A 24252-nucleotide genomic window follows, 5' to 3' on the forward strand; every position below is an offset into this window, starting at 1 on the left:
TGTGCTCTTCCGATCTACGGCGGCGGCCCTGCCCGTGCCGCGGGGCCGCCGCCGTCGGCGCCGCCCTGACGATCCCCTCAGATCCCCAGCTGCTTCGTCTCCTGCAGGGCCGCGATCGCGTCCTTGTCGCCCTCCAGCTCCACGTCCGCCACCCGCTGCCGCCCGAGCGCGAACATCAGCAGTTCCGAGGGTTCGCCGGTGACCGTCACGACCGGCGTGCCCCGGTGCGCGACGGCCGTCTGCCCGTCCGGGCGGCGCAGCACCAGGCCCGTCGGCGCGCCGCGGCCGGTCAGCCGGGCGGCCCGCTCCAGCCGCGACCACAGGGCGTCCTGGAAGACCGGGTCGAGCTCACGCGGTGTCCAGTCCGCTTGCGCCCGGCGTACGTCCTCGGTGTGGACGTAGAACTCGACGGTGTTCGACATCTCGTCGATCTGCTTGAGCGAGAAGGGTGAGAACCGCGGCGGACCCGTACGGATGAGCTGGAGCAGCTCCTCGTACGGCTTGTCGGTGAACTCCGCCATCGCCCGGTTCAGACGAGAGGCGAGCTGCTTGATCAGGATGCCCCCGGCGGCGTCCGGGCGGCGCTCGCGCACCACGACGTGCGCGGCGAGGTCACGGGTGGTCCAGCCCTCGCACAGGGTGGGGGCGTCCGGGCCGGTGGCCTCCAACAGGTCGGCGAGGAGAAGTCGTTCACGCTTCGCATGGGTCGACATGCAGCCAGCGTACGACCGGGGGTACGGTCCGCCCACCGGACGGCGGCCGACGATGCCGGCGCGGCGCGGCACAATGGTCGGCATGACCAGCACGCCTGACCCCAGCAGGCCCAGCGCCCTGGACCCCGAGATCGCGGCGCGCCTCAAGCGCAGCGCCGACGGGTTGCTCCCCGCCATCGCACAGCAGTACGACACCGGTGAGGTGCTCATGCTCGGCTGGATGGACGACGAGGCGCTGCACCGCACCCTGACGACCGGCCGGTGCACATACTGGTCGCGCAGCCGGCAGGAGTACTGGGTGAAGGGCGACACGTCCGGCCACGTCCAGCACGTGAAGTCGGTCGCCCTGGACTGCGACGCCGACACCCTGTTGGTCAAGGTGGACCAGGTGGGGGCCGCCTGCCACACAGGCGACCGCACGTGCTTCGACGCCGACGTACTGCTCAAGGACGCCGCGTCCGGCGTGCCGTCCAAGGATCAGTAAGGTCAGCCGCCATGGACCTCGAGACCTTCCGCAAGCTGGCCACCGACCGCCGCGTCATCCCGGTCACGCGCAAGCTCCTCGCCGACGGCGACACCCCGGTCGCGCTCTACCGCAAGCTCGCCGCCGAACGCCCGGGCACCTTCCTGCTGGAATCCGCGGAGAACGGCCGCACCGCGTATCAATGGTCCCGCTACTCCTTCGTCGGCGTCCGCAGCGCCGCCACCCTCACGGAGAGGGACGGCCAGGCCCACTGGCTCGGCGTCCCACCCGTCGGCGTCCCGGCCGAGGGCGACCCGCTCGCCGCCCTGAGGGCCACCATCGAGGCCCTGCACACGCCCCACCAGGACGGGCTGCCGCCCTTCACCGGAGGCATGGTCGGCTATCTGGGCTACGACATCGTGCGCCGTCTGGAGAAGATCGGCCCCGGCGAGCGCGACGACCTCGGGCTCCCCGAGCTGACCATGCTCCTCACCAGTGACCTCGCGGTCATGGACCACTGGGAGGGCTCGGTCCTGCTGATCGCCAACGCGATCAACCACAACGACCTCGACACGGGCGTCGACGAGGCCTACGCCGACGCGGTGGCCCGCCTCGACGCGATGGAGGCCGACCTGTCCCGCGCGGTCGCCCAGCCGCCCGCCGTCCTCCCGCCGTCCGAACTGCCCGAGTACACGGCCCTGTGGGGCGGCGAGGACTTCCAGGAGGCCGTCGAGGACATCAAGGAGCGCATCCGCGCCGGCGAGGCCTTCCAGGTCGTCCCCTCGCAGCGCTTCGAAACGCCTTGCACGGCAAGCGCGTTGGACGTGTACCGGGTGCTGCGGGCGACCAATCCGTCCCCGTACATGTACCTGTTCCGCTTCGACGGATTCGACGTCGTCGGGTCCAGCCCGGAAGCGCTGGTGAAGGTCGAGGACGGCCGGGCCATGGTCCACCCCATCGCGGGCACCCGGCACCGCGGTGCGACCCCACAGGAGGACCAGGCCCTCGCCGAGGAACTGCTCGCCGACCCCAAGGAACGCGCCGAGCACCTGATGCTCGTCGACCTCGGCCGCAACGACCTCGGACGGGTCTGCGAGCCCGGCTCGGTCGAGGTCGTCGACTTCATGTCCGTCGAGAGGTACTCGCATGTGATGCACATCGTCTCGACCGTCACGGGCCGGGTCGCCGAGGGCCGTACGGCCTTCGACGTCCTGACGGCCTGCTTCCCGGCCGGTACCCTCTCCGGCGCCCCCAAGCCGCGCGCCATGCAGATCATCGACGAACTCGAGCCGTCCCGGCGCGGGTTGTACGGCGGCTGCGTCGGCTACCTCGACTTCGCGGGCGACTCCGACACCGCCATCGCGATCCGCACGGCCCTGCTGCGGGACGGCACGGCCTATGTGCAGGCGGGCGCGGGCATCGTGGCCGACTCGGACCCGGTCGCCGAGGACAACGAATGCCGCAACAAGGCGGCGGCGGTCCTGCGCGCGGTCCACACGGCGAACCGGCTGGGCCCGTAACGGGTTGGGCAGGTAAGGGGGCCCGGGTGACGGTTCGCCCGGGCTTCAGGCGATAGTGGTGTACGTGACTGCCGTACCTCACCCCCGATCCGAGGCCGCTGCACCCGTCCGGTCCGCCCGCCGAAGCCTCGCCCTCGCCCTGCTGTGCGGGGCGGTCGGCGCGGCCGTCGCGCTGCTCTCCTCCCGGCAGGGCTGGTCGGCGGGCACCGTGACGGTGGCCGGCGGCGACTTCCCGCTGACGGCGAAGGGCAGCGATGTCACGGGCGTGCCCGCGGCCCTGGCCATAGTGGGACTCGCCGCGCTCGTCGCCGTCTTCGCGGTCCGCAGAGCCGGGCGCATCCTCGTCTCGCTGCTGCTCGTGCTCTCCGGCGCGGGCACCATCGCGGCCGCGCTCCTCGGCGTGGGCGACAGCTCGGCGCTCGACGAGAAGGCGGCGCAGGCGGCCGGCGACACGTCGGCGACCGCAACGGCGCTGACGCACACCGCCTGGCCCTATGTCGCGGCCCTCGGCGGCGCTCTCCTCCTCCTGGCCGGACTGCTCGCCGTGCGCTACGGCCGTCTGTGGCCCGCGATGTCCGGCCGCTACGAGCGCGACGGCACACCCCGGCCGCGCAAGGTGAAGCCGGTCGACCCGGACCGCCCCGAGGACCTGTGGAAGGCGCTCGACCGGGGCGAGGACCCCACGGGCGCCTGACCGCCCTGCCGCCCCGCGACGGGCGACCCCGCGCTCACCGCATACGCGCGAGTACGGGACAATGGGCGCCGAGCGTCCGACTCACACATGTACATACAGCACACGAGGAGCAAGTCATGGCGGGCAGCAGCCACGGTCACACCCCGGCCGCCTGGACCGGTGTCACAATCGCCTTCATCGGTTTCTGCGTCTCGGGCGCCTTCACCGTGATGGCCCAGCCGATCGGCTTCTGGGCGGGCTTGGTGATCGTCGCGCTCGGCGGCGTCATCGGCGGCATCATGCGCCAGATGGGCCTCGGCCAGCCGAAGACGGAGGCGCACACGGCGCAGCCCGCGCGAGCGACGGAGAGCTGAGCCCTTCTCGACCTGCGTGCCAGAGGCGGTCCCGGGCGGTCGAGCGCCCCGGCCGCCTCTCGCGTTCCCGGGTGCGAGCAGCGGGCCGGACGGGGGGAGGGCAGAATGCGTGGGGTGAACACCGAATCCCCCGGCGTGACGCCGTCCCGTACCGATTCCGGAGCCGTCGCCGCGCTCCGGAGGATCGCGGTCCCCGCAGGGGTGCTCGCGAGCGTCGTGGGGGCCTTCGCGTACGTCGGGGCGGTGGACCCCAACGAACCCGGGCACTACCCGGTCTGCCCGCTGCTGCGCTACGCGGGCGTGTACTGCCCCGGCTGCGGCGGGCTGCGCAGCGCGCACGCCTTCGTGCACGGAGACGTCCTGGCGGCGCTCCACGACAACGCGCTGGCCGTCGTCGGCTATGCGGTCTTCGCCGTGGTGTGGACCGTCTGGGCGGTCCACGCGGTGCGAGGACGGCCGTTGAGAGTCACCCTGGAACCTGTGCACCTGTGGAGCCTCGGCGCCCTGCTCCTGGTCTTCACGGTTGTCCGGAACCTACCGTTCGGCGGTTGGCTGCATCCTTGATCAACCGACGAACGTCCAGGTAATGGGACCGGCGTCAACCGGATGCGAGGCCTACGCCCACCTCCGGATACCATCACAGTGACCATCGGTTTCGCCGCCGAGGCGGTCCCGGTGGCCGGGCTCAACCCCCGAGCCCCTTCAATCGTCAACCGTCAGGAAGGGGGCCGCTCGCGTGAGTGTGCTCGACGAGATCATCGACGGAGTCCGTGCCGACCTCGCGGAGCGGCAGGCGCGCGTCAGCCTCGACGAGCTCAAGGAGCGCGCGGCGAAGGCTCCCGCGGCCAAGGACGGCGTCGCCGCGCTGCGCGGCGACGGCGTCAAGGTGATCTGCGAGGTAAAGCGCTCCAGCCCGTCCAAGGGCGCTCTCGCCGCGATCGCCGATCCCGCGGCCCTCGCGGCGGACTACGAGGCCGGCGGCGCGGCCGTCATCTCCGTCCTCACCGAACAGCGCCGCTTCGGCGGCTCCCTGGCCGACCTGGAGGCCGTGCGGGCCCGGGTCGACATCCCCGTGCTGCGCAAGGACTTCATCGTCACCTCCTACCAGCTCTGGGAGGCACGGGCGTACGGCGCCGACCTCGCGCTGCTGATCGTCGCCGCCCTCGACCAGTCCGCCCTCGAGTCCCTCATCGAGCGCGCCGAGTCCATCGGACTCACGCCGCTCGTCGAGGTGCACGACGAGGAGGAGGTCGACCGGGCGGTGGACGCCGGAGCGAAGGTGATCGGCGTCAACGCGCGCAACCTGAAGACCCTCGAGGTCGACCGCTCCACCTTCGAGCGGGTCGCCCCGGAGGTCCCCGAGGGGATCGTGAAGGTCGCCGAGTCCGGGATCCGCGGGCCCCATGACCTGATCGCGTACGCCAACGCGGGCGCCGACGCGGTGCTCGTGGGCGAGTCGCTGGTGACCGGGCGCGACCCGAAGACGGCGGTCGCCGACCTGGTGGCGGCGGGTACGCACCCCGCGCTGCGGCACGGGCGCGACTGACACCCCGGTAGGGTTGAGGCCGATGATGCTTCCGATCACCGTGGCGACCAGGGATCCGTACGCCCGCCTCGCCCGTGGGTGCCGGCCGCGTGGCTGCCGGGCGCCCGCGCGGCGGGTGCACGGGCGACGGGTGCGGTATGTCATCGGTGACGAGCCGGGACAGGTGAACGGCATGCGATGGCGCGGCCTGCGTACGCGCCGGTCATCCGCGCTGAGCTGAACCGGGTTCACCCGGTCGGCCGGGGTGCCCCGTCGGCGTCGGTTCGCCGACGCCATCGGGGACGGCGCGCGTACGCGATCGACATCACCCTCAGTCCGGCCAACCCGGGGCTTTCGCCCCCTGCGAGGTAATCGCATGCCCAGCGAGTTCTTCATTCCCGACCCGGAGGGTCAGGTTCCCAGTGCCGAGGGGTACTTCGGCGCGTTCGGCGGCAAGTTCATCCCGGAGGCCCTCGTCGCCGCCGTGGACGAGGTCGCCGTCGAGTACGACAAGGCCAAGGCAGACCCCGAGTTCGCGCGTGAGCTCGACGACCTGCTCGTCAACTACACCGGCCGGCCCAGCGCCCTCACCGAGGTGCCGCGGTTCGCCGAACACGCCGGGGGCGCCCGGGTGTTCCTCAAGCGCGAGGACCTCAACCACACCGGGTCCCACAAGATCAACAATGTGCTCGGCCAGGCCCTCCTCACCAGGAGGATGGGCAAGACGCGGGTCATTGCGGAGACCGGCGCCGGCCAGCACGGCGTCGCCACCGCCACCGCCTGCGCCCTCTTCGGGCTCGACTGCACCATCTACATGGGCGAGGTCGACACCCGGCGGCAGGCACTCAATGTCGCCCGTATGCGGATGCTCGGCGCCGAGGTCATCGCCGTGAAGTCCGGCTCCCGCACCCTCAAGGACGCCATCAACGAGGCGTTCCGCGACTGGGTCGCCAACGTCGACCACACCCACTACCTGTTCGGCACCGTGGCGGGCCCCCACCCCTTCCCCGCCATGGTGCGGGACTTCCACCGCGTGATCGGCGTGGAGGCGCGGCGGCAGCTGCTCGAGCGCGCCGGACGTCTGCCCGACGCCGCCGTCGCCTGCGTGGGCGGCGGCTCCAACGCCATCGGGCTCTTCCACGCCTTCATCCCGGACACGTCCGTGCGGCTCATCGGCTGCGAGCCGGCGGGCCACGGCATCGAGACCGGTGAACACGCCGCCACCCTCAGCGCGGGCGAGCCGGGCATCCTGCACGGCTCGCGGTCGTACGTCCTCCAGGACGACGAGGGTCAGATCACCGAGCCGTACTCGATCTCCGCGGGCCTCGACTACCCGGGCATCGGCCCCGAGCACTCCTACCTCAAGGACAGCGGCCGCGGCGAGTACCGGGCGATCACCGACGACGCGGCCATGCAGGCCCTGCGCCTGCTCTCCCGCACCGAGGGGATCATCCCGGCCATCGAGAGCGCCCACGCGCTCGCCGGTGCCCTGGAGGTCGGCAGGGAGCTGGGCAAGGACGGGCTGATCGTCGTCAACCTGTCCGGGCGCGGCGACAAGGACATGGACACGGCCGCCCGGTACTTCGGCCTGTACGACACGGACGCGTCCGTCGCCGCGGATGCCGCCGGCGACGCCGCGGAGATCGAGGGGGACGCCAAGTGAGCGGGAACATCCATCTGCTGTCCGACACCCTCGCCGCTGCGAAGGCAGAGGGCCGCTCCGCGCTCATCGCCTATCTGCCGGCCGGCTTCCCGACCGTGGACGGGGGCATCGCCGCGATCAAGGCGGTCCTCGAGGGGGGTGCCGACGTCGTCGAGGTGGGTCTGCCGCACAGCGACCCGGTCCTTGACGGTCCTGTCATCCAGACCGCCGACGACATCGCCCTGCGGGGCGGCGTCAGGATCACGGACGTCATGCGGACGGTCCGGGAGACGTACGAAGCGACCGGGAAGCCGGTGCTCGTGATGACGTACTGGAATCCGATCGACCGGTACGGCGTCGAACGCTTCACCGCCGAGCTGGCCGAGGCGGGCGGCGCGGGCTGCATCCTGCCGGACCTGCCCGTGCAGGAGTCGGCCCTGTGGCGGGAGCACGCCGAGAAGCACGGGCTCGCCACGGTCTTCGTGGTCGCGCCCAGCAGCAAGGACGACCGGCTCGGCGAGATCACCGCGGCGGGCTCCGGCTTCGTCTACGCGGCCTCGCTCATGGGCGTCACCGGCACCCGCGAGACGGTGGGCGCGCAGGCCCAGGACCTGGTCCGCCGCACCCGGGCGACCACGGACCTGCCGGTCTGCGTCGGCCTCGGCGTCTCCAACGCCACGCAGGCCGCCGAGGTGGCGGGCTTCGCCGACGGAGTGATCGTCGGCTCGGCGTTCGTGAAGCGGATGCTGGACGCCGAGGACGAGGCGGCCGCCCTGGCGGCCGTGCGGGCGCTGGCGGGCGAGCTGGCCGAGGGCGTACGCGGCAACGCATGACCCCTGCCCGTCCTCACCCGTAGGGGCGGGCGCGTACGAAACAGATGATTCCCTCACTCGAACGGGTGGACCTGGGGCCGGGGAGGCGCGTTGCACCTCCCCGGTTCGTTCTGCCGGATGTGAGCGAGAAGAACCGTGACGGAAAGCGCACCGCCCGTGAGCGGCTGGCGGCCGAGCGAGAGAAGCAGAAGGCCGCGGACAAGCGCCGTCGGGCGCTGATCGTGGGCGCCTCGATCGTGTGCGTCCTGGCCCTGGCGGCGGTGGGGGGCGTTCTGGCGGCGAACGCCGGGAAGAGCGGCAAGAGCGGTGCCGCAGGTCCCGTCGTGGCGCCCTCGGGGGCGACGGGCAAGGACGGTCTCGCGATCCCGGTGGGCAAGGGTTCCGCCAGATCGGCCCTCACCGTGTGGGAGGACTTCCGCTGCCCGGCGTGCGGCGCCTACGAGGCCGCCTACCGCCCGACGATCCACCAGCTGGTCGACGCCGGAAAGCTGAAGGCGGAGTACCACCTGGTCACGCTCATCGACGGAAACCTGGGCGGCAGCGGCTCCCGCCACGCGGCCAACGCGGCGGCGTGCGCACAGGACGCCGGCAAGTTCCGGGACTACCACGACGTGCTGTACGAGAACCAGCCCAAGGAAACGCAGGACTCGTACTCGGACGACTCCAAGCTCATCGAGCTGGCGGGCAAGGTGGGCGGACTCCGCACCCCGGCGTTCGAGAAGTGCGTCCGGGACGGCACGCACAACAGCTGGGTGGAGAAGTCGAACGCCGCGTTCCAGAGCGCCAGCTTCACCGGCACGCCGACCGTGTTCCTCGACGGCAAGAACATCTCGTCGGACCAGACGATGACACCGGCGAAGCTGAAGCAGATGGTGGAGGCGGCGAACAAGGGCTGAGGCGCGGGGCGGGCCGGGGCGCCCCCGGCGGACACCCCCAGCCGGGCGGGTTGTGTTATGGACCCGTTGCCGGGTGGGTTGCCACGCTGCGTGTCCGGCAGGGTAGCGTCGTTCCTGCCATGGAACTTGCCTACATTCCCAGCCCCTCGCGCGGAGTGCTGTATCTCGGCCCCATTCCGCTGCGCGGCTACGCCTTCTGCATCATCATCGGTGTCTTCGTGGCCGTGTGGCTCGGCAACAAGCGCTGGATCGCCAGGGGCGGCCGATCCGGCACGGTGGCCGACATCGCGGTCTGGGCCGTGCCCTTCGGCCTCGTCGGCGGTCGGCTCTATCACGTGATCACCGACTACGAGCTGTACTTCAGCGACGGCCGCAACTGGGTGGACGCATTCAAGGTCTGGCAGGGCGGCCTCGGCATCTGGGGCGCGATCGCGCTCGGCGCGATCGGCGCGTGGATCGGCTGCCGTCGCCGGGGGATCCCGCTGCCCGCGTACGCCGACGCCGTGGCGCCCGGCATCGCCTTCGCGCAGGCGATCGGGCGCTGGGGGAACTGGTTCAACCAGGAGCTGTACGGACGGCCGACCCATGTGCCGTGGGCGCTGCACATCACGTCGTCGTCGGACGGGCGGGTGCCGGGGTACTACCACCCGACGTTCCTGTACGAGTCGCTGTGGTGCATCGGGGTCGGATTCCTGGTGATCTGGGCGGACCGCCGCTTCAAGCTGGGGCACGGGCGGGCGTTCGCGCTGTACGTGGCCGCGTACTGCGTGGGCCGCGGCTGGATCGAGTACATGCGGGTCGACGACGCGCACCACATCCTGGGCCTGCGGCTGAACGACTGGACCGCGCTGCTGGTGTTCCTGCTGGCGGTGACCTACATCGTGGTGTCGTCGAGGCTGCGGCCGGGACGCGAGGCAGTCGTGGAACCGGGCGCCTTCGACGGCACGCCCGAGGGCGCCTCCGGCGGCGAGGCCGAGGGAGACGGCGGTTCGGCGGAGCCGGGGAAGAAGCCCGAGCCGGAGGACGCGAAGCGTGAGGTCCCGGAGGCGGCGGAGTCTCAGGAGACCACTGAGACGGCTGATACCCCGGAGACTTCAACGGGCGAGGCCGAGTCGGCGAAGGACGAGGCCGGGTCGGCGAAGAAGGGCTGACACGCGTTCGTACGTTGCACGGGGGCGCCGTATCGCTGGATACGGCGCCCCCGGCCCGCGTACGGAACCGGAGGCGCTCAGCGGCTCCGTTGTGTCAGGGACAGGGTGCGTCGGGCCTCCCTCACCGTCGCCGTGTCGATGAAGCGGCCGTCGGGCAGGGCCTGGGCGCCCGGTTCCAGGGCCGCGGCCTTCAGGGTCTCCTCGGCCTGTGCGATCTCCTCCGCGGTGGGCGTGTAGGCGCGTTCGATGACCGGGAGCTGGCGGGGATGGATCGCCGCACGGCCCAGGAAGCCCAGCGCGCGGCCATGGGCGCAGGAGGCGGCCAGGCCCTCGAGGTCCCTCGTGTCCGGGTAGATCGACTGAACGGGCGGAGGCAGCGCGGCGGCCCGCGCGGCCACCACCGCACGGGCCCGTGACCAGTCCAGGCCCGCGTCCTCCCGTACCCCCAGGTCCGCCCGCAGGTCCGCCTCGCCCAGCGCGATGCCCCGTACGGAGGGGTGCGCCGACGCGATGGTGAACGCGCGTTCCACGGCCAGGGCCGACTCCAGGAGGGCGTAGAGGGGGAGGGGCCCGCCCCCCGCCGGGACGGCTCGTTCGGCCACGCGGACCACCTCCGACGGCGACGTGACCTTCGGCAGCCGCAGCCCCGACAGGCCGGGGAGCCCGGACAGCGCCGCGAGGTCTCCCTCCGCCCAGGGGCTGTCCGTGGAGTTCACCCTCACGTGCACCGGCACCGGCGGGCGATGCGCCAGTCGTTCCGCCGTCGCCGCCCTTGCGTATCCCTTGCGGTCCGGGGCGACCGCGTCCTCCAGGTCGATCAGCACCACGTCCGCCCCCGAAACCAGCGCCTTGCCGACCACCTCCGGGCGGTCCCCGGGCGCGTACAGCAGGGTGAGCGGGGGGAAGGCCGGGCCCGCCATCACAGGGCACCCTCCGCTTCGAGCGCGGCGATCTCCGGGCCCGTTAGGCCGAGCTCGCTCAGGATCGCCACCGTGTCCGCGCCGTGCGGTCGGCCCGCCCAGCGGATCGCGCCGGGCGTGGCGGAGAGACGGAACAGGACGTTCTGCATCCGCAGCCGGCCCAGCTCGGGGTCGTCGGGGATCGTGGTGATCGTGTTCAGCGCCGTGTACTGCGGATCGGTCAGGACGTCCCGTACGTCCTGGATCGGTGCCACCGCCGCCTCCGCCTTCTCGAACGCCTTCAGGACCTCCGCGCGGCTGCGGCGGGCGATCCAGCCGCCGACCGCCTCGTCCAGCACGTCCGCGTGCCGGGCCCGGTCCGTGCCCGTCGCGAACCACGGTTCGTCGATCAGGTCCGGGCGTCCGACCAGGCGCATCACCCGCTCGGCGACGGACTGCGCGGAGGTGGAGACGGCGACCCAGCTGCCGTCCGCGGTGCGGTAGGTGTTGCGCGGGGCGTTGTTCTGCGAGCGGTTGCCGGTGCGCTGCTGGAGGTGGCCCAGCTGGTCGTACCAGATCGGCTGCGGCCCGAGGACCGTGAGGATCGGCTCGATGATCGCCATGTCCACCACCTGGCCCGTGCCGGTGCGGTCGCGGCCCGCCAGGGCCGTCATCACCGCGTAGGCCGTGGTCAGGCCCGCGATCGAGTCGGCGAGCCCGAAGGGCGGGAGCGTCGGAGGTGCGTCGGGTTCCCCGGTGATGGCCGCGAACCCGCTCATGGCTTCCGCGAGCGTGCCGAAGCCGGGACGGTTCGCACAGGGGCCGAACTGGCCGAAGGCGGTCACCCGGGCGAGGACCAGACGGGGGTTCGCGGCCGACAACTCGTCCCAGCCCAGGCCCCACTTCTCCAGGGTGCCCGGGCGGAAGTTCTCGATGATCACATCGGCGGTCGCGGCGAGACGCAGCAGCGTCGTCCGGCCGCCGGACTTCGACAGGTCGAGAGTCATCGTGCGCTTGTTGCGGCCCAGCAGCTTCCACCACAGACCCACCCCGTTCCTCGTCGGGCCGTGTCCACGGGACGGGTCCGGCCGGGCCGGGTGCTCGACCTTGATCACCTCGGCACCGAAGTCACCGAGCAGGGTGGCGGCGAGAGGGCCCGCGAAGAGGGTCGCGATGTCCAGGACACGGAGGCCGGTGAGGGGCGCGGTCATGAGCGGTGGGCTTCCCGGTGGGTGAGGTGGGCCAGGGCGTCGAAACCGATGCCGTTGAAGTCGCCGACGGATGTGGTCAGCCGGTTCTTGAGCGGGGTCGTCCAGCGGTCGGGGAGCGCGGTGGGGTGTCCGGCCAGCACTCCCGCGATGCTGCCGGCCGTCGCGCCGGTGGAGTCGGTGTCCAGGCCCCCGGCGACCGCCCGGCAGATCGAGCCGGTGAAGTCGCCGTCGGCATGGGTGAGGGCGGCGGCGATCAGGGCGGTGTTGGGGATGGCGTGGACCCAGTGATAGGTGCGGTGGGCGGTGTGGAGTTCGTCGACGACCGCGTCGAAGTCCCGCGTGCTGCTCGCCAGTTGGATCGCGTGGCGGACGGCGCGGGCAAGGCGGGAGGCGGGCGGGACGACGGTGAGGCCGGTGCGCAGACAGTGGTGGACGTCGTGCCCGCCGGTGGCCGCCTCGGCGATGGCGGCCGCCGTGAACATCGCCGCATAGACCCCGTTCGCGGTGTGGGTGAGGGTGGCGTCACGATGGGCCTGCTCGGCTGCGGCGGCCGGGTCGCCGGGGTTCGTCCAGCCGTGCACGTCGGCGCGGATCAGGGCGCCGATCCACTCGCGGAACGGGTTGCGGTGGCGGGCCGTGCGCGGCGGTTCGATGCCGCACAGGAGGTTGCGGTAGGCGACGCGTTCGGCGGTGAAGGTGCGGCCCGCGGGGAGTACGTCGAGCCAGAGCCGGGCCACGTCGGCGGCGGTGAATTCCTTGCCGTACCGGGTGAGCAACAGAAGGTTCAAAAGGGGGTAGTTGAGGTCGTCGTCCTCAGGCATTCCGTCGATGTTCTCGGCGAGGGAGGTCGCGGCGGAGCGGCGGTTCCAGGGGTGCCGGCGCGCGAGTTCGTCGGGTAGGCCGCGGGCCGTGAACCAGGTGCTGAGGGGCCAGTTGCCGGTGGCCCGGGCCAGTTGGCGGATGCCGTCCAGAGGGAGCTTCTCCACGGGTTTGCCGAGGAGGCAACCGGCGGCCCGGCCGAGCCAGGAGGCTTCCAGACGGGCCTCGGACGCAGGTGCGGCGGCCGAAGCGGAGGGCCAGGCCGGGCACAGCTCCTTGATCCGCGCCAGCTCCGTCGGCTCGACTTCCGCCAACCTGCCGGGCAGGTCCGCCAGTTCGTCCAGCAGGTCCCTGGCCAGCACACGCAAGTACGGTGACGCCGGTACCGACGACGCGCCCGCGCGCAGCGGGGCCCCCGGGCCGCCCGCCGCCCTCCACCTCGCCGCGACCGCCGAGGGCTCACGGCCGTCCTGTTCCGCCTGGTGGAGTTCGTGGCCGAGCAGGTCCTCCGGCTGGACCCAGGTGAGTCGGAGCACCTCAGCCTCCGATCCCGGCGAACGCCGCCTCATGGGCCCGGCGGCGTCGTACGTCCCGGGCGAAGATCTCCCGGGTGACCTCCGTGAGCGTCCGTGCCGGTGCGTCCAGGTCGAGACGGCTCGCTTCCGCGACCGTCTTCGCCCAGGGCGACGGGACCTCCGAGCCCAGAGCGCCTGTGATCGCGCCCGCCATCGTCGCGATGGAGTCGCAGTCCCGTCCGTAGTTCACCGAGCCGAGCACCGCATGGCGGAAGTCGCCGCGTGCCACGACCATCATGCCCAGAGCCACCGGGAGTTCCTCGATCGCGTGCAGCCGCGACGGGCGGCGGGCGCCGAGTGACGGAGCCCGGTAGTCGGGGCCGACCGTGTCGTAGGGTGCCACCGCCTCCCGCAGCGGCCCGAGCGCCGATTCGAAGTCCGGGCAACGGGAGGCAGCTTCGCAGACCGCCTCGATCGCGGGGCGGGTGCCGTCCTTCGCCAGGCACAGGCACGCGGCCACGACCGAGTCGGGGGTCGCCCCCGGCGCGCACGCCGCCGCCACCGCCGCCGCGAACACACCGGCCGCTTCCCTGCCGTAGGACGACTGGTGTGCCCCGGCCACGTCCAGCGCCTCGGCGTACGCGCCCGCCGGGTTGGCCGCGTTGACCAGGCCGACCGGCGCCATGTACATCGCGGCGCCGCAGTTGACGATGTTGCCGACGCCCGCCTCGCGCGGATCGGCATGGCCGTAGTGCAGCCGCGCCACCAGCCACTTCTCCGCGAGGAAGATCCGCTGGAGCAAGATCGCCTCCGTCTGGAGTTCCGGGATCCAGCGGGGAGTGGTCATCAGGTCGGGTACCAGGTGCCCGGCGATCGAGTACGCGTCGAGGTGGTCGCGGACGGCCGCGTACACCCGTACCAGCGCATGCGTCATCAACGTGTCGTCGGTGACGTGGCCGTCGCCCTTGTGGTACGGCGCGATGGGGCGGGCCGTGCGCCAGGTGTCACCGTCCCAGGGTCCGACGATTCCGTACACGCGGCCGCCGTGCCGTTCGACGATCTGCTCGGGGGAGTGGCCCTCCACGGGACCGCCGAGGGCGTCACCGACGGCGGCGCCGACCAGGGCGCCGGTGATGCGTTCGTCGAGGGGGATCGTCTCGTCAGAAGTGGGCGTCATGTCCGAATCATCCACCTGTGGCGGTCAGTTCCGTCGCCTCCAGGAGTTCGGCGAGGCGTACGAGGTCCGTGCCGGTCAGACGGGGCAGGGCACAGCCCGGGAGGGTGCGGCAGGCGTCGCGCCAGGCGGGCGGGATCGCCTCGCCGCCGTCGAGCGCTCCGGTCAGCGCGCCGACCAGCGCCGGGGCGGAGTCGGCGACCCGTGACAGACAGGCCGCGGCGGGCACGGCCTCCGCGATCCGGCCGCGGGCCGCCGTCGCGAGGGCGAGCGCGACCGGGACGGTCTCCGCAGCGGCCACCCCGTAGCTGTAGACATGGTCGACGATCTGGTGCTCGAGCTGGGGGACCACGGGGAAGGCCCCGTCGCTGTCCCGCGCCATCCGCAGCGCGTGCCGGGCATTGCGGCCGATCTCGGTGGACTCGGGGAGCTCGGCCAGCGCGGCTGCGACGCAGGCGTCGACCGCCTCGCCGGACAGGGCGAGCGAGAGGGCCGCGGCCATGGCCCGGGCGCCGTGCACCCCGTCGCCGTCCTGGGTGTAGCGGGCGTCGAACTCGGCCAGTTCGGCGGCGAGTCGGGGATCCCCCGGATGAGCGACGGCCAGTACGCAGGCCCGTACGCAGGCCGCGTCGTCGAAGTAGTGCGGGTTGTCGTGCCCGGTGGCGGGCGGGCGCAGGCCGGTGGCGAGATTGCCGAGCCCCGCGCGTACGGAGATGCGGGCGCGCAGGGGCGGGAGCGCCGGCTCCGCCCCGGGAGCCAGGTCCGCGGCGGCGGCGACCTCGTCGGCGGCGGCGCTCCAGGCCAGATCGATGGCCGCACGCATCCTCCGCCGCCGGTCGAGGCCCGCGAGCGCGCTGCCGCCCGCGGCCCGCAGCACCGCCTCGGCCGCGAACGCCGCCCACTCGGCGTCGTCCGACGGCCCGAGCCTGAGCGGCTCCGGCGGCTGGTTGAGCGCGATCGGCACGGGCAGGGTGGTGGTCGCGTTCTCCTCGGCGAAGGTGTCCAGCTCCCGGCTCAGCCGCCGGGTCCACTCGGGCATACGGGCGGCCCGGTGCCGCGCGGCGGGCCAGCCGGCGGCGTCGCCCACGGCGAGTCCGAGCAGGAGGCCCTCGACCCGGCGGGGACCGGTGGGACGGGCGTCGGCGGTCGTATGGGCGGTCGTGCTCACGGCTCCACCACGTCCTCCGCCGCCTCCACGTACGCCGCTTCCGCGTACGCCGCCGGATCCGGCTGCGCCCGTACGTCACCTGGTACGGGACCGCCGAGCCGTACGCCCTTTCCGGCGCCCCACAGCCGCGCGACCGCCGCCCCCCACCTCTCGCCGTCCCCCGGCGTCAGCAGCTCCGCCACATCCAGCACATGGTGTCCCTCCATGGACGGCAGACAGCGGCCCCGCGCCGGGCCGATCGCCGCCGCCCACTCGGCCGGGATCGCCGAGACCCCGCAGGTCGCGCCCGCCAGCGCGCCCGCGACCGCCGCCGTGGTGTCCGCGTCGCGGCCCATGTTGACCGCGGTGAGCACCGACTCCGTGAAGTCGCCGTCCGCCGCCGCGTACGCGCCGAAGGCCAGGGCCACCGCCTCGGGGGCAAGGTCGGTCCACGGGTAGCCGTCGATCACCACCGCGGAGCGCACCGCGCGGATGCCTCGACGGGCCGCGGCCACCGCGCGGCGCAGGGACCGGGCCGTCCACGAGTCGTCGGGGACCACCGCGAGGGCCGAGGCCGCCACGGCGGCCGTCGGGGCGCCCCCCATCGCCGCCGCGACCCCGGCCGCGACCGCCTGGCCGCCGTAGATGCCCTCCCCCTGATGGCTCACCGAGCCGTCGATCGCCACCAGCCGGGCCGCCTCCGCGGGCCGGCCCGCGGCGAAGACACCGGAGGGGGCCGCACGCATGGCGAGGCCGTCGCTCCACGCGTGCCGGTGCTGCGCGGAGACGGGTGCCGCAAGGCCCCGGCGAAGGTTCTCCAGGGTGCCCCGCTCACTGAATCCCGCCCCGCGCAGCGGCCCCTCCTCCCGGTCGGCGATCCACTCGTGCCAGGCCGACTCCACGTGCGCCACGGTGAGCGCCGAGCCGTGCCGGGCCAGCAACAGCCCGGAGAAGATCGCGTACTCGGTGTCGTCCGTGCCCGACGGCCGCTCGGCCACGTATCCCGTGATGCGGCCCCAGCGGGCGCGGATCTCGGACGGCCTCAGATTCTCGGCGGGCGCGCCCAGCGCGTCGCCGACGGCGAGGCCGAGCAGCGCGCCGCGCGCCCGTTCCCGAAGACCGGTGGCGTCCCCGGGCGCCGGGTCCGGGGGAATACGGGCGATGGCCATTCGGTGCCTCTTTCTCTCAGGGCACTCCCCTGATCTTTTCTCTCAGGGCACTCCCCTGATCTCGGAGCACGCGGCCCCTTTGCGGATCTGTCCCACCGCAGCCGCCCGCCGGAGCCTTGTGCGGCACGGCATCACCCGGCCGACATATGTGCAGTGCACATCTCGGATGAGCGCCGCGAGGCAAAAGTGCAGGTTAGCCCAGCCTTTCCTTGCTGGCGGGGAAGCAATTTCCGGCGTACTTTCACTGTTGTCGAAAAGTGGAAAGAGTCCAATCACGCACCTGGGGGACCGGGCATGGCCATCATCGAGACCGAGGCGACGCTGCACGAGGCGCACCGGGACAACCACACCCACCGCGATGTCAACGGTGGCTGGCTGCGTCCGGCCGTCTTCGGCGCGATGGACGGACTGGTGTCCAACCTTGCCCTGATGACGGGTGTCGCCGGCGGAGCGGTCGGCCAGCAGACCATCATTCTCACCGGGCTCGCGGGTCTGGCCGCCGGGGCCTGCTCCATGGCCGCGGGCGAGTACACCTCCGTCGCCTCCCAGCGCGAGCTGGTCGAGGCCGAACTCGATGTCGAGCGGCGGGAGCTGAGGAAGCACCCGGAGGACGAGGAGATGGAGCTCGCGGCGTTGTACGAGGCGCGCGGTGTCGAGCCGGCCCTGGCCCGGGAAGTCGCCAGGCAGCTCTCGCGGGACCCCGAGCAGGCCCTGGAGATACACGCGCGCGAGGAACTCGGCATCGACCCGGGCGACCTGCCCTCCCCGATGGTCGCCGCCGTCTCCAGCTTCGGGTCGTTCGCGCTCGGCGCCCTCCTTCCCCTGCTGCCGTATCTGCTCGGTGCCCACGTGCTGTGGCCCGCCGTGCTGCTCGCCCTCGCGGGACTCTTCGCGTGCGGTGCGGTCGTGGCCAAGGTGACGGCCCGCACCTGGTGGTTCAGTGGAATGCGGCAGCTTGCCCTGGGCGGTGCCGCGGCGGGTGTGACGTACGTCCTGGGCAGTCTTTTCGGTACCGCAGTAAGCTGATCGGTACTGCCTAGCTCGGCTATTTATGCAAGTGACTGTATAAATTTTCGTTACTTGGCGGTTTCGGCTGCTTGACCACGGGGCATGAGCCGTAAGCACCGCGGGCAATGACGCCTGTGCCGCACACATCGCGGTAGGGCGGCAAGCCCGCCGCACCCGGGTCGACGGACACCGATCTGTCCGCTTGTGCCCCCGCTTCCATCGTCCGGCGTGAAACCCGCGCCACGCCCCGGCGATGTCCGCATGTTGGAACGGCCTATCCGGTTCCCGGCAACCGCTCCATCATGTAACCTGCACGAAATTTTGCACTCACGCAGAGGGCCAACGTCGTCCCTCGGCACCGCTCCCCCAGAGCCTGAAAGGCCTGGGAGGCGCCCACAGCCACATGACGACGACGGGAGAGCCGATGCGTACGCCGCGCCAGCCGTCCCAGCACTCTGCGAATGGCCGGAACTGGTCGTTCATGGATGCTCGCCCTGCTGCGCAGGGTATGTACGACCCCCGCAACGAGCACGACGCCTGTGGCGTCGGCTTCGTGGCCACCCTCACCGGCGAGGCGAGCCATGCGCTGGTCGAGCAGGCGCTCACGGTTCTGCGCAACCTGGAGCACCGCGGCGCCACCGGCTCCGAGCCCGACTCGGGTGACGGCGCGGGCATCCTCTCCCAGGTGCCCGACGCCTTCTTCCGTGAGGTGGCCGGATTCGAACTGCCCGAGGCGGGCGCCTACGCCGTTGGCATCGCCTTCCTGCCCGAGGCGCGCGCCGCCGAAGCCGTCTCACATATCGAGACGATCGCCGCCGACGAGGGCCTGACCGTTCTCGGATGGCGCGACGTTCCGGTCGCCCCCGAGCTGCTCGGCGCCACCGCCCGCTCCACGATGCCCGTCTTCCGCCAGCTCTTCGTCGCCGGGGGCACCTCCCAGACGGAGTCCGGGGGAGGCGTCAGCAAGGGCATCGCGCTCGACCGCAAGGCGTTCGTGCTGCGCAAGCGCGCCGAGCGCGAGGCCGACGTGTACTTCCCCTCGCTGTCCGCGCGCACGATCGTCTACAAGGGCATGCTGACCACCGGCCAGCTGGAGCCCTTCTTCCCGGACCTGTCCGACCGCCGTTTCGCCACGGCCATCGCGCTGGTCCACTCGCGCTTCTCGACGAACACCTTCCCGAGCTGGCCGCTCGCCCACCCGTACCGCTTCGTCGCGCACAACGGCGAGATCAACACGGTCAAGGGCAACCGCAACTGGATGCGTGCCCGCGAATCGCAGCTGATCTCCGACCTCTTCGGTCCCGAGGAGAAGCTGGAGCGGATCTTCCCGATCTGTACGCCCGAGGCGTCCGACTCGGCCTCCTTCGACGAGGTACTGGAACTGCTGCACCTCGGCGGCCGCTCCCTGCCGCACTCCGTGCTGATGATGATCCCGGAGGCGTGGGAGAACCACGACTCCATGGACCCGGCCCGGCGCGCGTTCTACCAGTACCACTCCACGATGATGGAGCCCTGGGACGGCCCCGCCTGCGTCACCTTCACCGACGGCACCCAGGTCGGCGCCGTGCTCGACCGCAACGGCCTGCGTCCCGGCCGCTACTGGGTCACCGACGACGGCCTCGTCGTCCTCGGTTCCGAGGTCGGAGTCCTCGACATCGACCCCGCCAAGGTCGTCCGCAAGGGCCGTCTGCAGCCCGGACGCATGTTCCTCGTCGACACCGCCGAGCACCGCATCATCGAGGACGACGAGATCAAGGCGGCCCTCGCCGCCGAGCAGCCCTACCTGGAGTGGCTGGAGGCCGGTGAGATCGAGCTGGGCGACCTGCCCGAGCGCGAGCACATCGTCCACACCCACGCCTCGGTCACCCGCCGCCAGCAGACCTTCGGCTACACCGAGGAGGAACTGCGCGTCATCCTCGCGCCGATGGCCAAGACCGGCGCCGAGCCGATCGGCTCGATGGGCACCGACTCGCCCATCGCCGCGCTGTCGGAGCGCCCCCGGCTGCTCTTCGACTACTTCACCCAGCTGTTCGCTCAGGTCACCAACCCGCCGCTGGACGCGATCCGCGAGGAACTGGTCACCTCGCTGCGCTCCTCGCTGGGCCCGGAGGGCAACCTTCTCGAGCCGACCGCGGCCTCCTGCCGCAGCGTCCTGCTGCCCTTCCCGGTGATCGACAACGACGAGCTGGCCAAGCTCATCCACATCAACGCCGACGGCGACATGCCGGGCATGAAGGCCGCGACGCTCTCCGGCCTGTACCGGGTCTCCGGCGGCGGTGACGCCCTCGCCGCGCGCCTGGCGGAGATCTGCGCCGAGGCCGACGCCGCCATCGACAACGGCGCCCGCCTGATCGTCCTGTCCGACCGCCACTCGGATGCCGAGCACGCCCCGATCCCGTCGCTGCTGCTCACCGCGGCCGTCCACCACCACCTCATCCGCACCAAGCAGCGCACCCAGGTGGGCCTGCTGGTAGAGGCCGGCGACGTCCGCGAGGTCCACCACGTGGCGCTGCTCATCGGCTACGGCGCCGCGGCCGTCAACCCCTACCTGGCGATGGAGTCCGTCGAGGACCTGGTCCGCGCCGGCACCTTCCTGCCGGGCACCGAGCCCGAGAAGGCCATCCGCAACCTGATCTACGCCCTGGGCAAGGGCGTGCTCAAGGTCATGTCCAAGATGGGCATCTCGACCGTCGCCTCCTACCGCGGCGCCCAGGTCTTCGAGGCCGTCGGTCTCGACGAGGCCTTCGTCGACGAGTACTTCAACGGCACGGCCACCAAGATCGGCGGCGTCGGCATCGACGTCATCGCCAAGGAGGTCGCCGCCCGCCACGCCAAGGCGTACCCGGCCTCGGGCATCGCGCCCGCGCACCGCGCGCTGGAGATCGGCGGCGAGTACCAGTGGCGCCGCGAGGGCGAGCCGCACCTGTTCGACCCCGAGACGGTCTTCCGCCTCCAGCACTCCACGCGCACCGGCCGCTACGACGTCTTCAAGAAGTACACCGAGCGCGTGAACGAGCAGTCCGAGCGCCTGATGACGCTGCGTGGTCTGTTCGGCTTCAAGTCCGGCCGCGAGCCGATCTCCATCGACGAGGTCGAGCCGGCCTCCGAGATCGTCAAGCGCTTCTCCACCGGCGCCATGTCGTACGGCTCCATCTCCAAGGAGGCGCACGAGACGCTCGCCATCGCCATGAACCGGCTGGGCGCCAAGTCCAACACCGGCGAGGGCGGCGAGGACCCGGAGCGCCTGTACGACCCGGCGCGCCGCTCGGCGATCAAGCAGGTGGCCTCCGGCCGCTTCGGCGTGACCTCCGAGTACCTGGTCAACGCTGACGACATCCAGATCAAGATGGCCCAGGGCGCCAAGCCCGGCGAGGGCGGGCAGCTGCCCGGCCACAAGGTGTATCCGTGGGTGGCCAAGACCCGTCACTCGACGCCGGGTGTCGGTCTGATCTCCCCGCCGCCGCACCACGACATCTATTCCATCGAGGACCTTGCCCAGCTGATCCACGACCTCAAGAACGCCAACCCGGGGGCACGCATCCACGTGAAGCTGGTGTCGGAGGTCGGTGTCGGCACGGTGGCCGCGGGTGTGTCCAAGGCGCACGCGGACGTCGTCCTCATCTCCGGCCACGACGGCGGTACCGGCGCCTCCCCGCTGACGTCGCTCAAGCACGCCGGCGGTCCCTGGGAGCTCGGCCTCGCCGAGACCCAGCAGACGCTGCTTCTCAACGGCCTGCGCGACCGTATCGTCGTGCAGACGGACGGCCAGCTCAAGACCGGCCGTGACGTGGTCGTCGCCGCTCTGCTCGGCGCCGAGGAGTTCGGTTTCGCCACCGCGCCGCTCGTCGTCTCCGGCTGCGTCATGATGCGCGTCTGCCACCTGGACACCTGCCCGGTCGGCATCGCCACCCAGAACCCGGTGCTGCGCGAGCGGTTCTCCGGCAAGGCCGAGTTCGTCGTGAACTTCTTCGAGTTCATCGCCGAGGAGGTCCGCGAGATCCTGGCCGAGCTCGGCTTCCGCTCCATCGCCGAGGCCGTCGGCCACGCCGAGACGCTCGACGTGACCCGGGCGGTCGACCACTGGAAGGCGCAGGGCCTGGACCTGGAGCCGCTGTTCCATGTGCCCGAGCTGCCCGAGGGCGCGGTGCGTCACCAGATCGTCCCGCAGGACCACGGCCTGGAGAAGGCGCTCGACAACGAGCTGATCAAGCTCGCCGCCGACGCCCTGGCCGCGTCCAGCGCGACCGAGGCCCAGCCGGTGCGCGCCCAGGTCGCGATCCGCAACATCAACCGCACGGTCGGCACGATGCTCGGCCACGAGGTGACCAAGAAGTTCGGCGGCGCAGGCCTGCCCGAAGACACGATCGACATCACCTTCACGGGCTCGGCGGGCCAGTCCTTCGGTGCCTTCCTGCCGCGCGGTGTCACGCTGCGCCTGGAGGGCGACGCCAACGACTATGTCGGCAAGGGCCTGTCCGGCGGTCGTGTCATCGTCCGCCCGGACCGGGGCGCCGACCATCTCGCCGAGTTCTCGACGATCGCCGGCAACACCATCGCGTACGGCGCGACCGGCGGCGAGCTGTTCCTGCGCGGTCGTTCGGGCGAGCGGTTCTGCGTCCGCAACTCCGGCGCGCTGGTGGTCTCGGAGGGCGTCGGCGACCACGGCTGCGAGTACATGACCGGCGGGCACGCGGTCGTCCTCGGTGAGACGGGCCGCAACTTCGCGGCCGGTATGTCGGGCGGCATCGCGTATGTCATCGACCTCGACCGCGAAAACGTCAACGCCGGCAACCAGGGGGCCATCGAGGCCCTGGACGACGCCGACAAGCAGTGGCTGCACGACGTGGTGCGCCGCCACGCCGAGGAGACCGGCTCCACGGTCGCCGAGAGGCTCCTCGCCGAGTGGTCCGAGTCCGTGGAGCGGTTCAGCAAGATCATCCCCAGCACGTACAAGGCAGTGCTCGCCGCCAAGGACGCCGCCGAGCGAGCCGGTCTCTCCGAGACCGAGATCACCGAGAAGATGATGGAGGCGGCGACCAATGGCTGATCCCAAGGGTTTTCTCAACCACGGCCGCGAGGTCGCCGAGTCCCGCCCCGTGGGCGAGCGTGTCAAGGACTGGAACGAGGTCTACGTTCCCGGCTCGCTGCTGCCGATCATCAGCAAGCAGGCCAGCCGGTGCATGGACTGCGGCATTCCGTTCTGCCACAACGGCTGTCCGCTGGGGAACCTGATCCCCGAGTGGAACGACTTCGCGTACCGCGAGGACTGGACCGAGGCGTCCGAGCGTCTGCACGCCACCAACAACTTCCCGGAGTTCACGGGTCGGCTGTGCCCCGCTCCGTGCGAGTCCGCGTGTGTGCTCGGCATCAACCAGCCGCCGGTCACCATCAAGAACGTCGAGGTCTCCATCATCGACAAGGCGTGGGACAGCGGCGACGTGAAGCCGCAGGCTCCTGAGCGCCTGTCCGGCAAGACGGTCGCGGTCGTCGGCTCGGGCCCGGCCGGTCTGGCCGCCGCCCAGCAGCTGACCCGGGCCGGACACACGGTCGCGGTGTACGAGCGCGCCGACCGCGTCGGCGGTCTGCTCCGCTACGGCATCCCCGAGTTCAAGATGGAGAAGCGGCACATCAACCGCCGTATCGAGCAGATGCGCGCGGAGGGGACCCGCTTCCGTACGGGCATCGAGATCGGCCGCGACCTCAAGGCGACGGACCTGCGCAAGCGGTACGACGCCGTGGTCATCGCCGCGGGCGCCACCACCGCCCGCGACCTCGCGGTCCCCGGCCGCGAGCTCAAGGGCATCTACCAGGCCATGGAGTACCTGCCCCTGTCCAACAAGGTCCAGGAGGGCGACTACGTCAGCCCGCCGATCTCGGCCGAGGGCAAGCACGTGGTCGTGATCGGCGGCGGTGACACGGGCGCGGACTGCGTGGGCACGGCCCACCGCCAGGGCGCGGCCTCCGTCACCCAGCTGGAGATCATGCCCCGCCCGAACGGCGAGCGGAACCCGGTCAACCAGCCCTGGCCGACCTTCCCGATCCTCTACAAGGTCACCTCGGCCCACGAGGAGGGCGGCGAGCGCATCTACGCGGCCTCCACCACCCACTTCGAGGGCGACGAGGACGGCAACGTGCAGTGGCTGCACCTCGCCGAGGTCGAGTTCGTGGACGGCAGGCTGACCCAGAAGCCGGGCACGGAGCGCAGGATCCCGGCCCAGCTGGTGACGCTGGCCATGGGCTTCACGGGCACGGACCAGGAGAACGGCCTGGTCGAGCAGTTCGGCCTGGAGCTGGACGAGCGCGGCAACATCGCGCGCGACGCCGACTTCCAGACCAATGTCCCGGGTGTCTTCGTGGCGGGTGACGCCGGCCGCGGCCAGTCCCTGATCGTGTGGGCGATCGCCGAGGGCCGCTCGGCGGCACGCGGTGTCGACCGCTTCCTCACGGGCGCCAGCGACCTGCCGGCCCCGATCCGTCCGACGGACCGCGCGCTGGCGGTCTGACGCACCGGACGAGAAAC

The 24252-nt window shown here is 71.8% G+C and carries 21 protein-coding genes; 14 read left to right on the plus strand and 7 right to left on the minus strand.

From position 1 onward, the window contains the following. Positions 1–77 precede the first annotated feature (77 nt). Positions 78–713, minus strand: a complete 636-nt coding sequence (locus AAW14_RS14230; RefSeq protein WP_265563818.1) for a TIGR03085 family metal-binding protein — start codon at positions 711–713, stop codon at positions 78–80. An 82-nt stretch (positions 714–795) separates the two neighbouring features. On the opposite strand from AAW14_RS14230, the gene hisI reads away from it, so the two are divergent. The 11 genes from hisI to lgt all read left to right on the plus strand — a co-directional run bounded on the left by hisI (position 796) and on the right by lgt (position 9790). Beyond that, the gene (gene hisI / locus AAW14_RS14235) at positions 796–1197 is read left to right on the plus strand and encodes a phosphoribosyl-AMP cyclohydrolase (RefSeq protein WP_265563820.1); all 402 of its coding nucleotides are present in this window, start codon (positions 796–798) and stop codon (positions 1195–1197) included. Positions 1198–1208: 11 nt separating this feature from the next. Next, positions 1209–2696, plus strand: a complete 1488-nt coding sequence (locus AAW14_RS14240; RefSeq protein WP_265563822.1) for an anthranilate synthase component I — start codon at positions 1209–1211, stop codon at positions 2694–2696. Positions 2697–2751: 55 nt separating this feature from the next. Continuing rightward, positions 2752–3390: a TIGR02234 family membrane protein gene (locus tag AAW14_RS14245; protein WP_265563824.1), complete on the plus strand. Its 639-nt coding sequence runs from the start codon at positions 2752–2754 to the stop codon at positions 3388–3390. 116 nt (positions 3391–3506) lie between these two features. After that, a complete protein-coding gene (locus AAW14_RS14250; RefSeq protein WP_265563826.1) occupies positions 3507–3743 on the plus strand; it encodes an HGxxPAAW family protein in 237 nt (78 codons plus the stop codon). 105 nt (positions 3744–3848) lie between these two features. Beyond that, positions 3849–4307: a DUF2752 domain-containing protein gene (locus tag AAW14_RS14255; RefSeq protein WP_265563828.1), complete on the plus strand. Its 459-nt coding sequence runs from the start codon at positions 3849–3851 to the stop codon at positions 4305–4307. Positions 4308–4479: 172 nt separating this feature from the next. Next, a complete protein-coding gene (trpC, locus tag AAW14_RS14260) occupies positions 4480–5289 on the plus strand; it encodes an indole-3-glycerol phosphate synthase TrpC (protein ID WP_265563830.1) in 810 nt (269 codons plus the stop codon). Between the two features lie 22 nt (positions 5290–5311). Next, positions 5312–5509 (plus strand): tryptophan biosynthesis modulator TrpM, encoded by a 198-nt coding sequence (gene trpM, locus AAW14_RS39735; protein WP_416223300.1) that lies wholly within the window; start codon positions 5312–5314, stop codon positions 5507–5509. 135 nt (positions 5510–5644) lie between these two features. Beyond that, positions 5645–6931 (plus strand): tryptophan synthase subunit beta, encoded by a 1287-nt coding sequence (gene trpB / locus AAW14_RS14265; protein WP_265563832.1) that lies wholly within the window; start codon positions 5645–5647, stop codon positions 6929–6931. Then, positions 6928–7743, plus strand: coding sequence for a tryptophan synthase subunit alpha (trpA, locus tag AAW14_RS14270; RefSeq protein ID WP_265563834.1), 816 nt, complete (start codon positions 6928–6930; stop codon positions 7741–7743). The genes trpB and trpA overlap by 4 nt, the downstream gene beginning before the upstream one ends. 119 nt (positions 7744–7862) lie before the next feature. After that, complete coding sequence (locus AAW14_RS14275; protein WP_265563836.1) at positions 7863–8639, plus strand: DsbA family protein; 777 nt, start codon at positions 7863–7865, stop codon at positions 8637–8639. Between the two features lie 119 nt (positions 8640–8758). After that, positions 8759–9790: a prolipoprotein diacylglyceryl transferase gene (lgt, locus tag AAW14_RS14280; RefSeq protein ID WP_265563838.1), complete on the plus strand. Its 1032-nt coding sequence runs from the start codon at positions 8759–8761 to the stop codon at positions 9788–9790. Between the two features lie 77 nt (positions 9791–9867). Here lgt and AAW14_RS14285 read toward each other — a convergent pair whose 3' ends face one another. Genes AAW14_RS14285 through AAW14_RS14310 form a run of 6 tightly spaced genes read right to left on the minus strand, consistent with a single transcriptional unit; the run spans position 9868 to position 16724 of the window. Beyond that, positions 9868–10710: an HpcH/HpaI aldolase/citrate lyase family protein gene (locus AAW14_RS14285; RefSeq protein WP_265563840.1), complete on the minus strand. Its 843-nt coding sequence runs from the start codon at positions 10708–10710 to the stop codon at positions 9868–9870. Beyond that, positions 10710–11900, minus strand: coding sequence for a CaiB/BaiF CoA transferase family protein (locus tag AAW14_RS14290; protein WP_265563842.1), 1191 nt, complete (start codon positions 11898–11900; stop codon positions 10710–10712). Before AAW14_RS14290 ends, AAW14_RS14285 begins: the two co-directional genes overlap by 1 nt. Beyond that, positions 11897–13255: an ADP-ribosylglycohydrolase family protein gene (locus tag AAW14_RS14295; protein ID WP_265563844.1), complete on the minus strand. Its 1359-nt coding sequence runs from the start codon at positions 13253–13255 to the stop codon at positions 11897–11899. Before AAW14_RS14295 ends, AAW14_RS14290 begins: the two co-directional genes overlap by 4 nt. Before the next feature lies 1 nt (position 13256). After that, positions 13257–14411, minus strand: coding sequence for an ADP-ribosylglycohydrolase family protein (locus AAW14_RS14300; protein WP_265563846.1), 1155 nt, complete (start codon positions 14409–14411; stop codon positions 13257–13259). Positions 14412–14418: 7 nt separating this feature from the next. After that, positions 14419–15576: an ADP-ribosylglycohydrolase family protein gene (locus AAW14_RS14305; protein WP_265563848.1), complete on the minus strand. Its 1158-nt coding sequence runs from the start codon at positions 15574–15576 to the stop codon at positions 14419–14421. Continuing rightward, positions 15573–16724, minus strand: coding sequence for an ADP-ribosylglycohydrolase family protein (locus tag AAW14_RS14310; RefSeq protein WP_265563850.1), 1152 nt, complete (start codon positions 16722–16724; stop codon positions 15573–15575). The genes AAW14_RS14305 and AAW14_RS14310 overlap by 4 nt, the downstream gene beginning before the upstream one ends. A gap of 294 nt (positions 16725–17018) precedes the next feature. On the opposite strand from AAW14_RS14310, the gene AAW14_RS14315 reads away from it, so the two are divergent. The 3 genes from AAW14_RS14315 to AAW14_RS14325 all read left to right on the plus strand — a co-directional run bounded on the left by AAW14_RS14315 (position 17019) and on the right by AAW14_RS14325 (position 24235). Then, positions 17019–17750 (plus strand): VIT1/CCC1 transporter family protein, encoded by a 732-nt coding sequence (locus AAW14_RS14315; protein ID WP_265563852.1) that lies wholly within the window; start codon positions 17019–17021, stop codon positions 17748–17750. 406 nt (positions 17751–18156) lie between these two features. Beyond that, complete coding sequence (gltB, locus tag AAW14_RS14320; protein ID WP_265564113.1) at positions 18157–22779, plus strand: glutamate synthase large subunit; 4623 nt, start codon at positions 18157–18159, stop codon at positions 22777–22779. Continuing rightward, entirely contained in the window at positions 22772–24235 is a 1464-nt protein-coding gene (locus tag AAW14_RS14325; protein WP_265563854.1) for a glutamate synthase subunit beta, read from the plus strand. Before gltB ends, AAW14_RS14325 begins: the two co-directional genes overlap by 8 nt. Positions 24236–24252: the final 17 nt, after the last annotated feature.

This window comes from Streptomyces hygroscopicus (assembly GCF_026168105.1).
GTDB lineage: Bacteria > Actinomycetota > Actinomycetes > Streptomycetales > Streptomycetaceae > Streptomyces > Streptomyces hygroscopicus_D.

Coding starts and splice junctions, on each gene's coding strand:
- AAW14_RS14230 (WP_265563818.1), bottom strand. CDS start 713: ATGTCGACCCATGCGAAGCGTGAACGACTTCTCCTCGCCGACCTGTTG.
- hisI (WP_265563820.1), top strand. CDS start 796: ATGACCAGCACGCCTGACCCCAGCAGGCCCAGCGCCCTGGACCCCGAG.
- AAW14_RS14240 (WP_265563822.1), top strand. CDS start 1,209: ATGGACCTCGAGACCTTCCGCAAGCTGGCCACCGACCGCCGCGTCATC.
- AAW14_RS14250 (WP_265563826.1), top strand. CDS start 3,507: ATGGCGGGCAGCAGCCACGGTCACACCCCGGCCGCCTGGACCGGTGTC.
- AAW14_RS14255 (WP_265563828.1), top strand. CDS start 3,849: ATGCGTGGGGTGAACACCGAATCCCCCGGCGTGACGCCGTCCCGTACC.
- trpM (WP_416223300.1), top strand. CDS start 5,312: ATGATGCTTCCGATCACCGTGGCGACCAGGGATCCGTACGCCCGCCTC.
- trpB (WP_265563832.1), top strand. CDS start 5,645: ATGCCCAGCGAGTTCTTCATTCCCGACCCGGAGGGTCAGGTTCCCAGT.
- lgt (WP_265563838.1), top strand. CDS start 8,759: ATGGAACTTGCCTACATTCCCAGCCCCTCGCGCGGAGTGCTGTATCTC.
- AAW14_RS14285 (WP_265563840.1), bottom strand. CDS start 10,710: ATGGCGGGCCCGGCCTTCCCCCCGCTCACCCTGCTGTACGCGCCCGGG.
- AAW14_RS14290 (WP_265563842.1), bottom strand. CDS start 11,900: ATGACCGCGCCCCTCACCGGCCTCCGTGTCCTGGACATCGCGACCCTC.
- AAW14_RS14300 (WP_265563846.1), bottom strand. CDS start 14,411: ATGACGCCCACTTCTGACGAGACGATCCCCCTCGACGAACGCATCACC.
- AAW14_RS14310 (WP_265563850.1), bottom strand. CDS start 16,724: ATGGCCATCGCCCGTATTCCCCCGGACCCGGCGCCCGGGGACGCCACC.
- AAW14_RS14315 (WP_265563852.1), top strand. CDS start 17,019: ATGGCCATCATCGAGACCGAGGCGACGCTGCACGAGGCGCACCGGGAC.
- gltB (WP_265564113.1), top strand. CDS start 18,157: ATGCGTACGCCGCGCCAGCCGTCCCAGCACTCTGCGAATGGCCGGAAC.
- AAW14_RS14325 (WP_265563854.1), top strand. CDS start 22,772: ATGGCTGATCCCAAGGGTTTTCTCAACCACGGCCGCGAGGTCGCCGAG.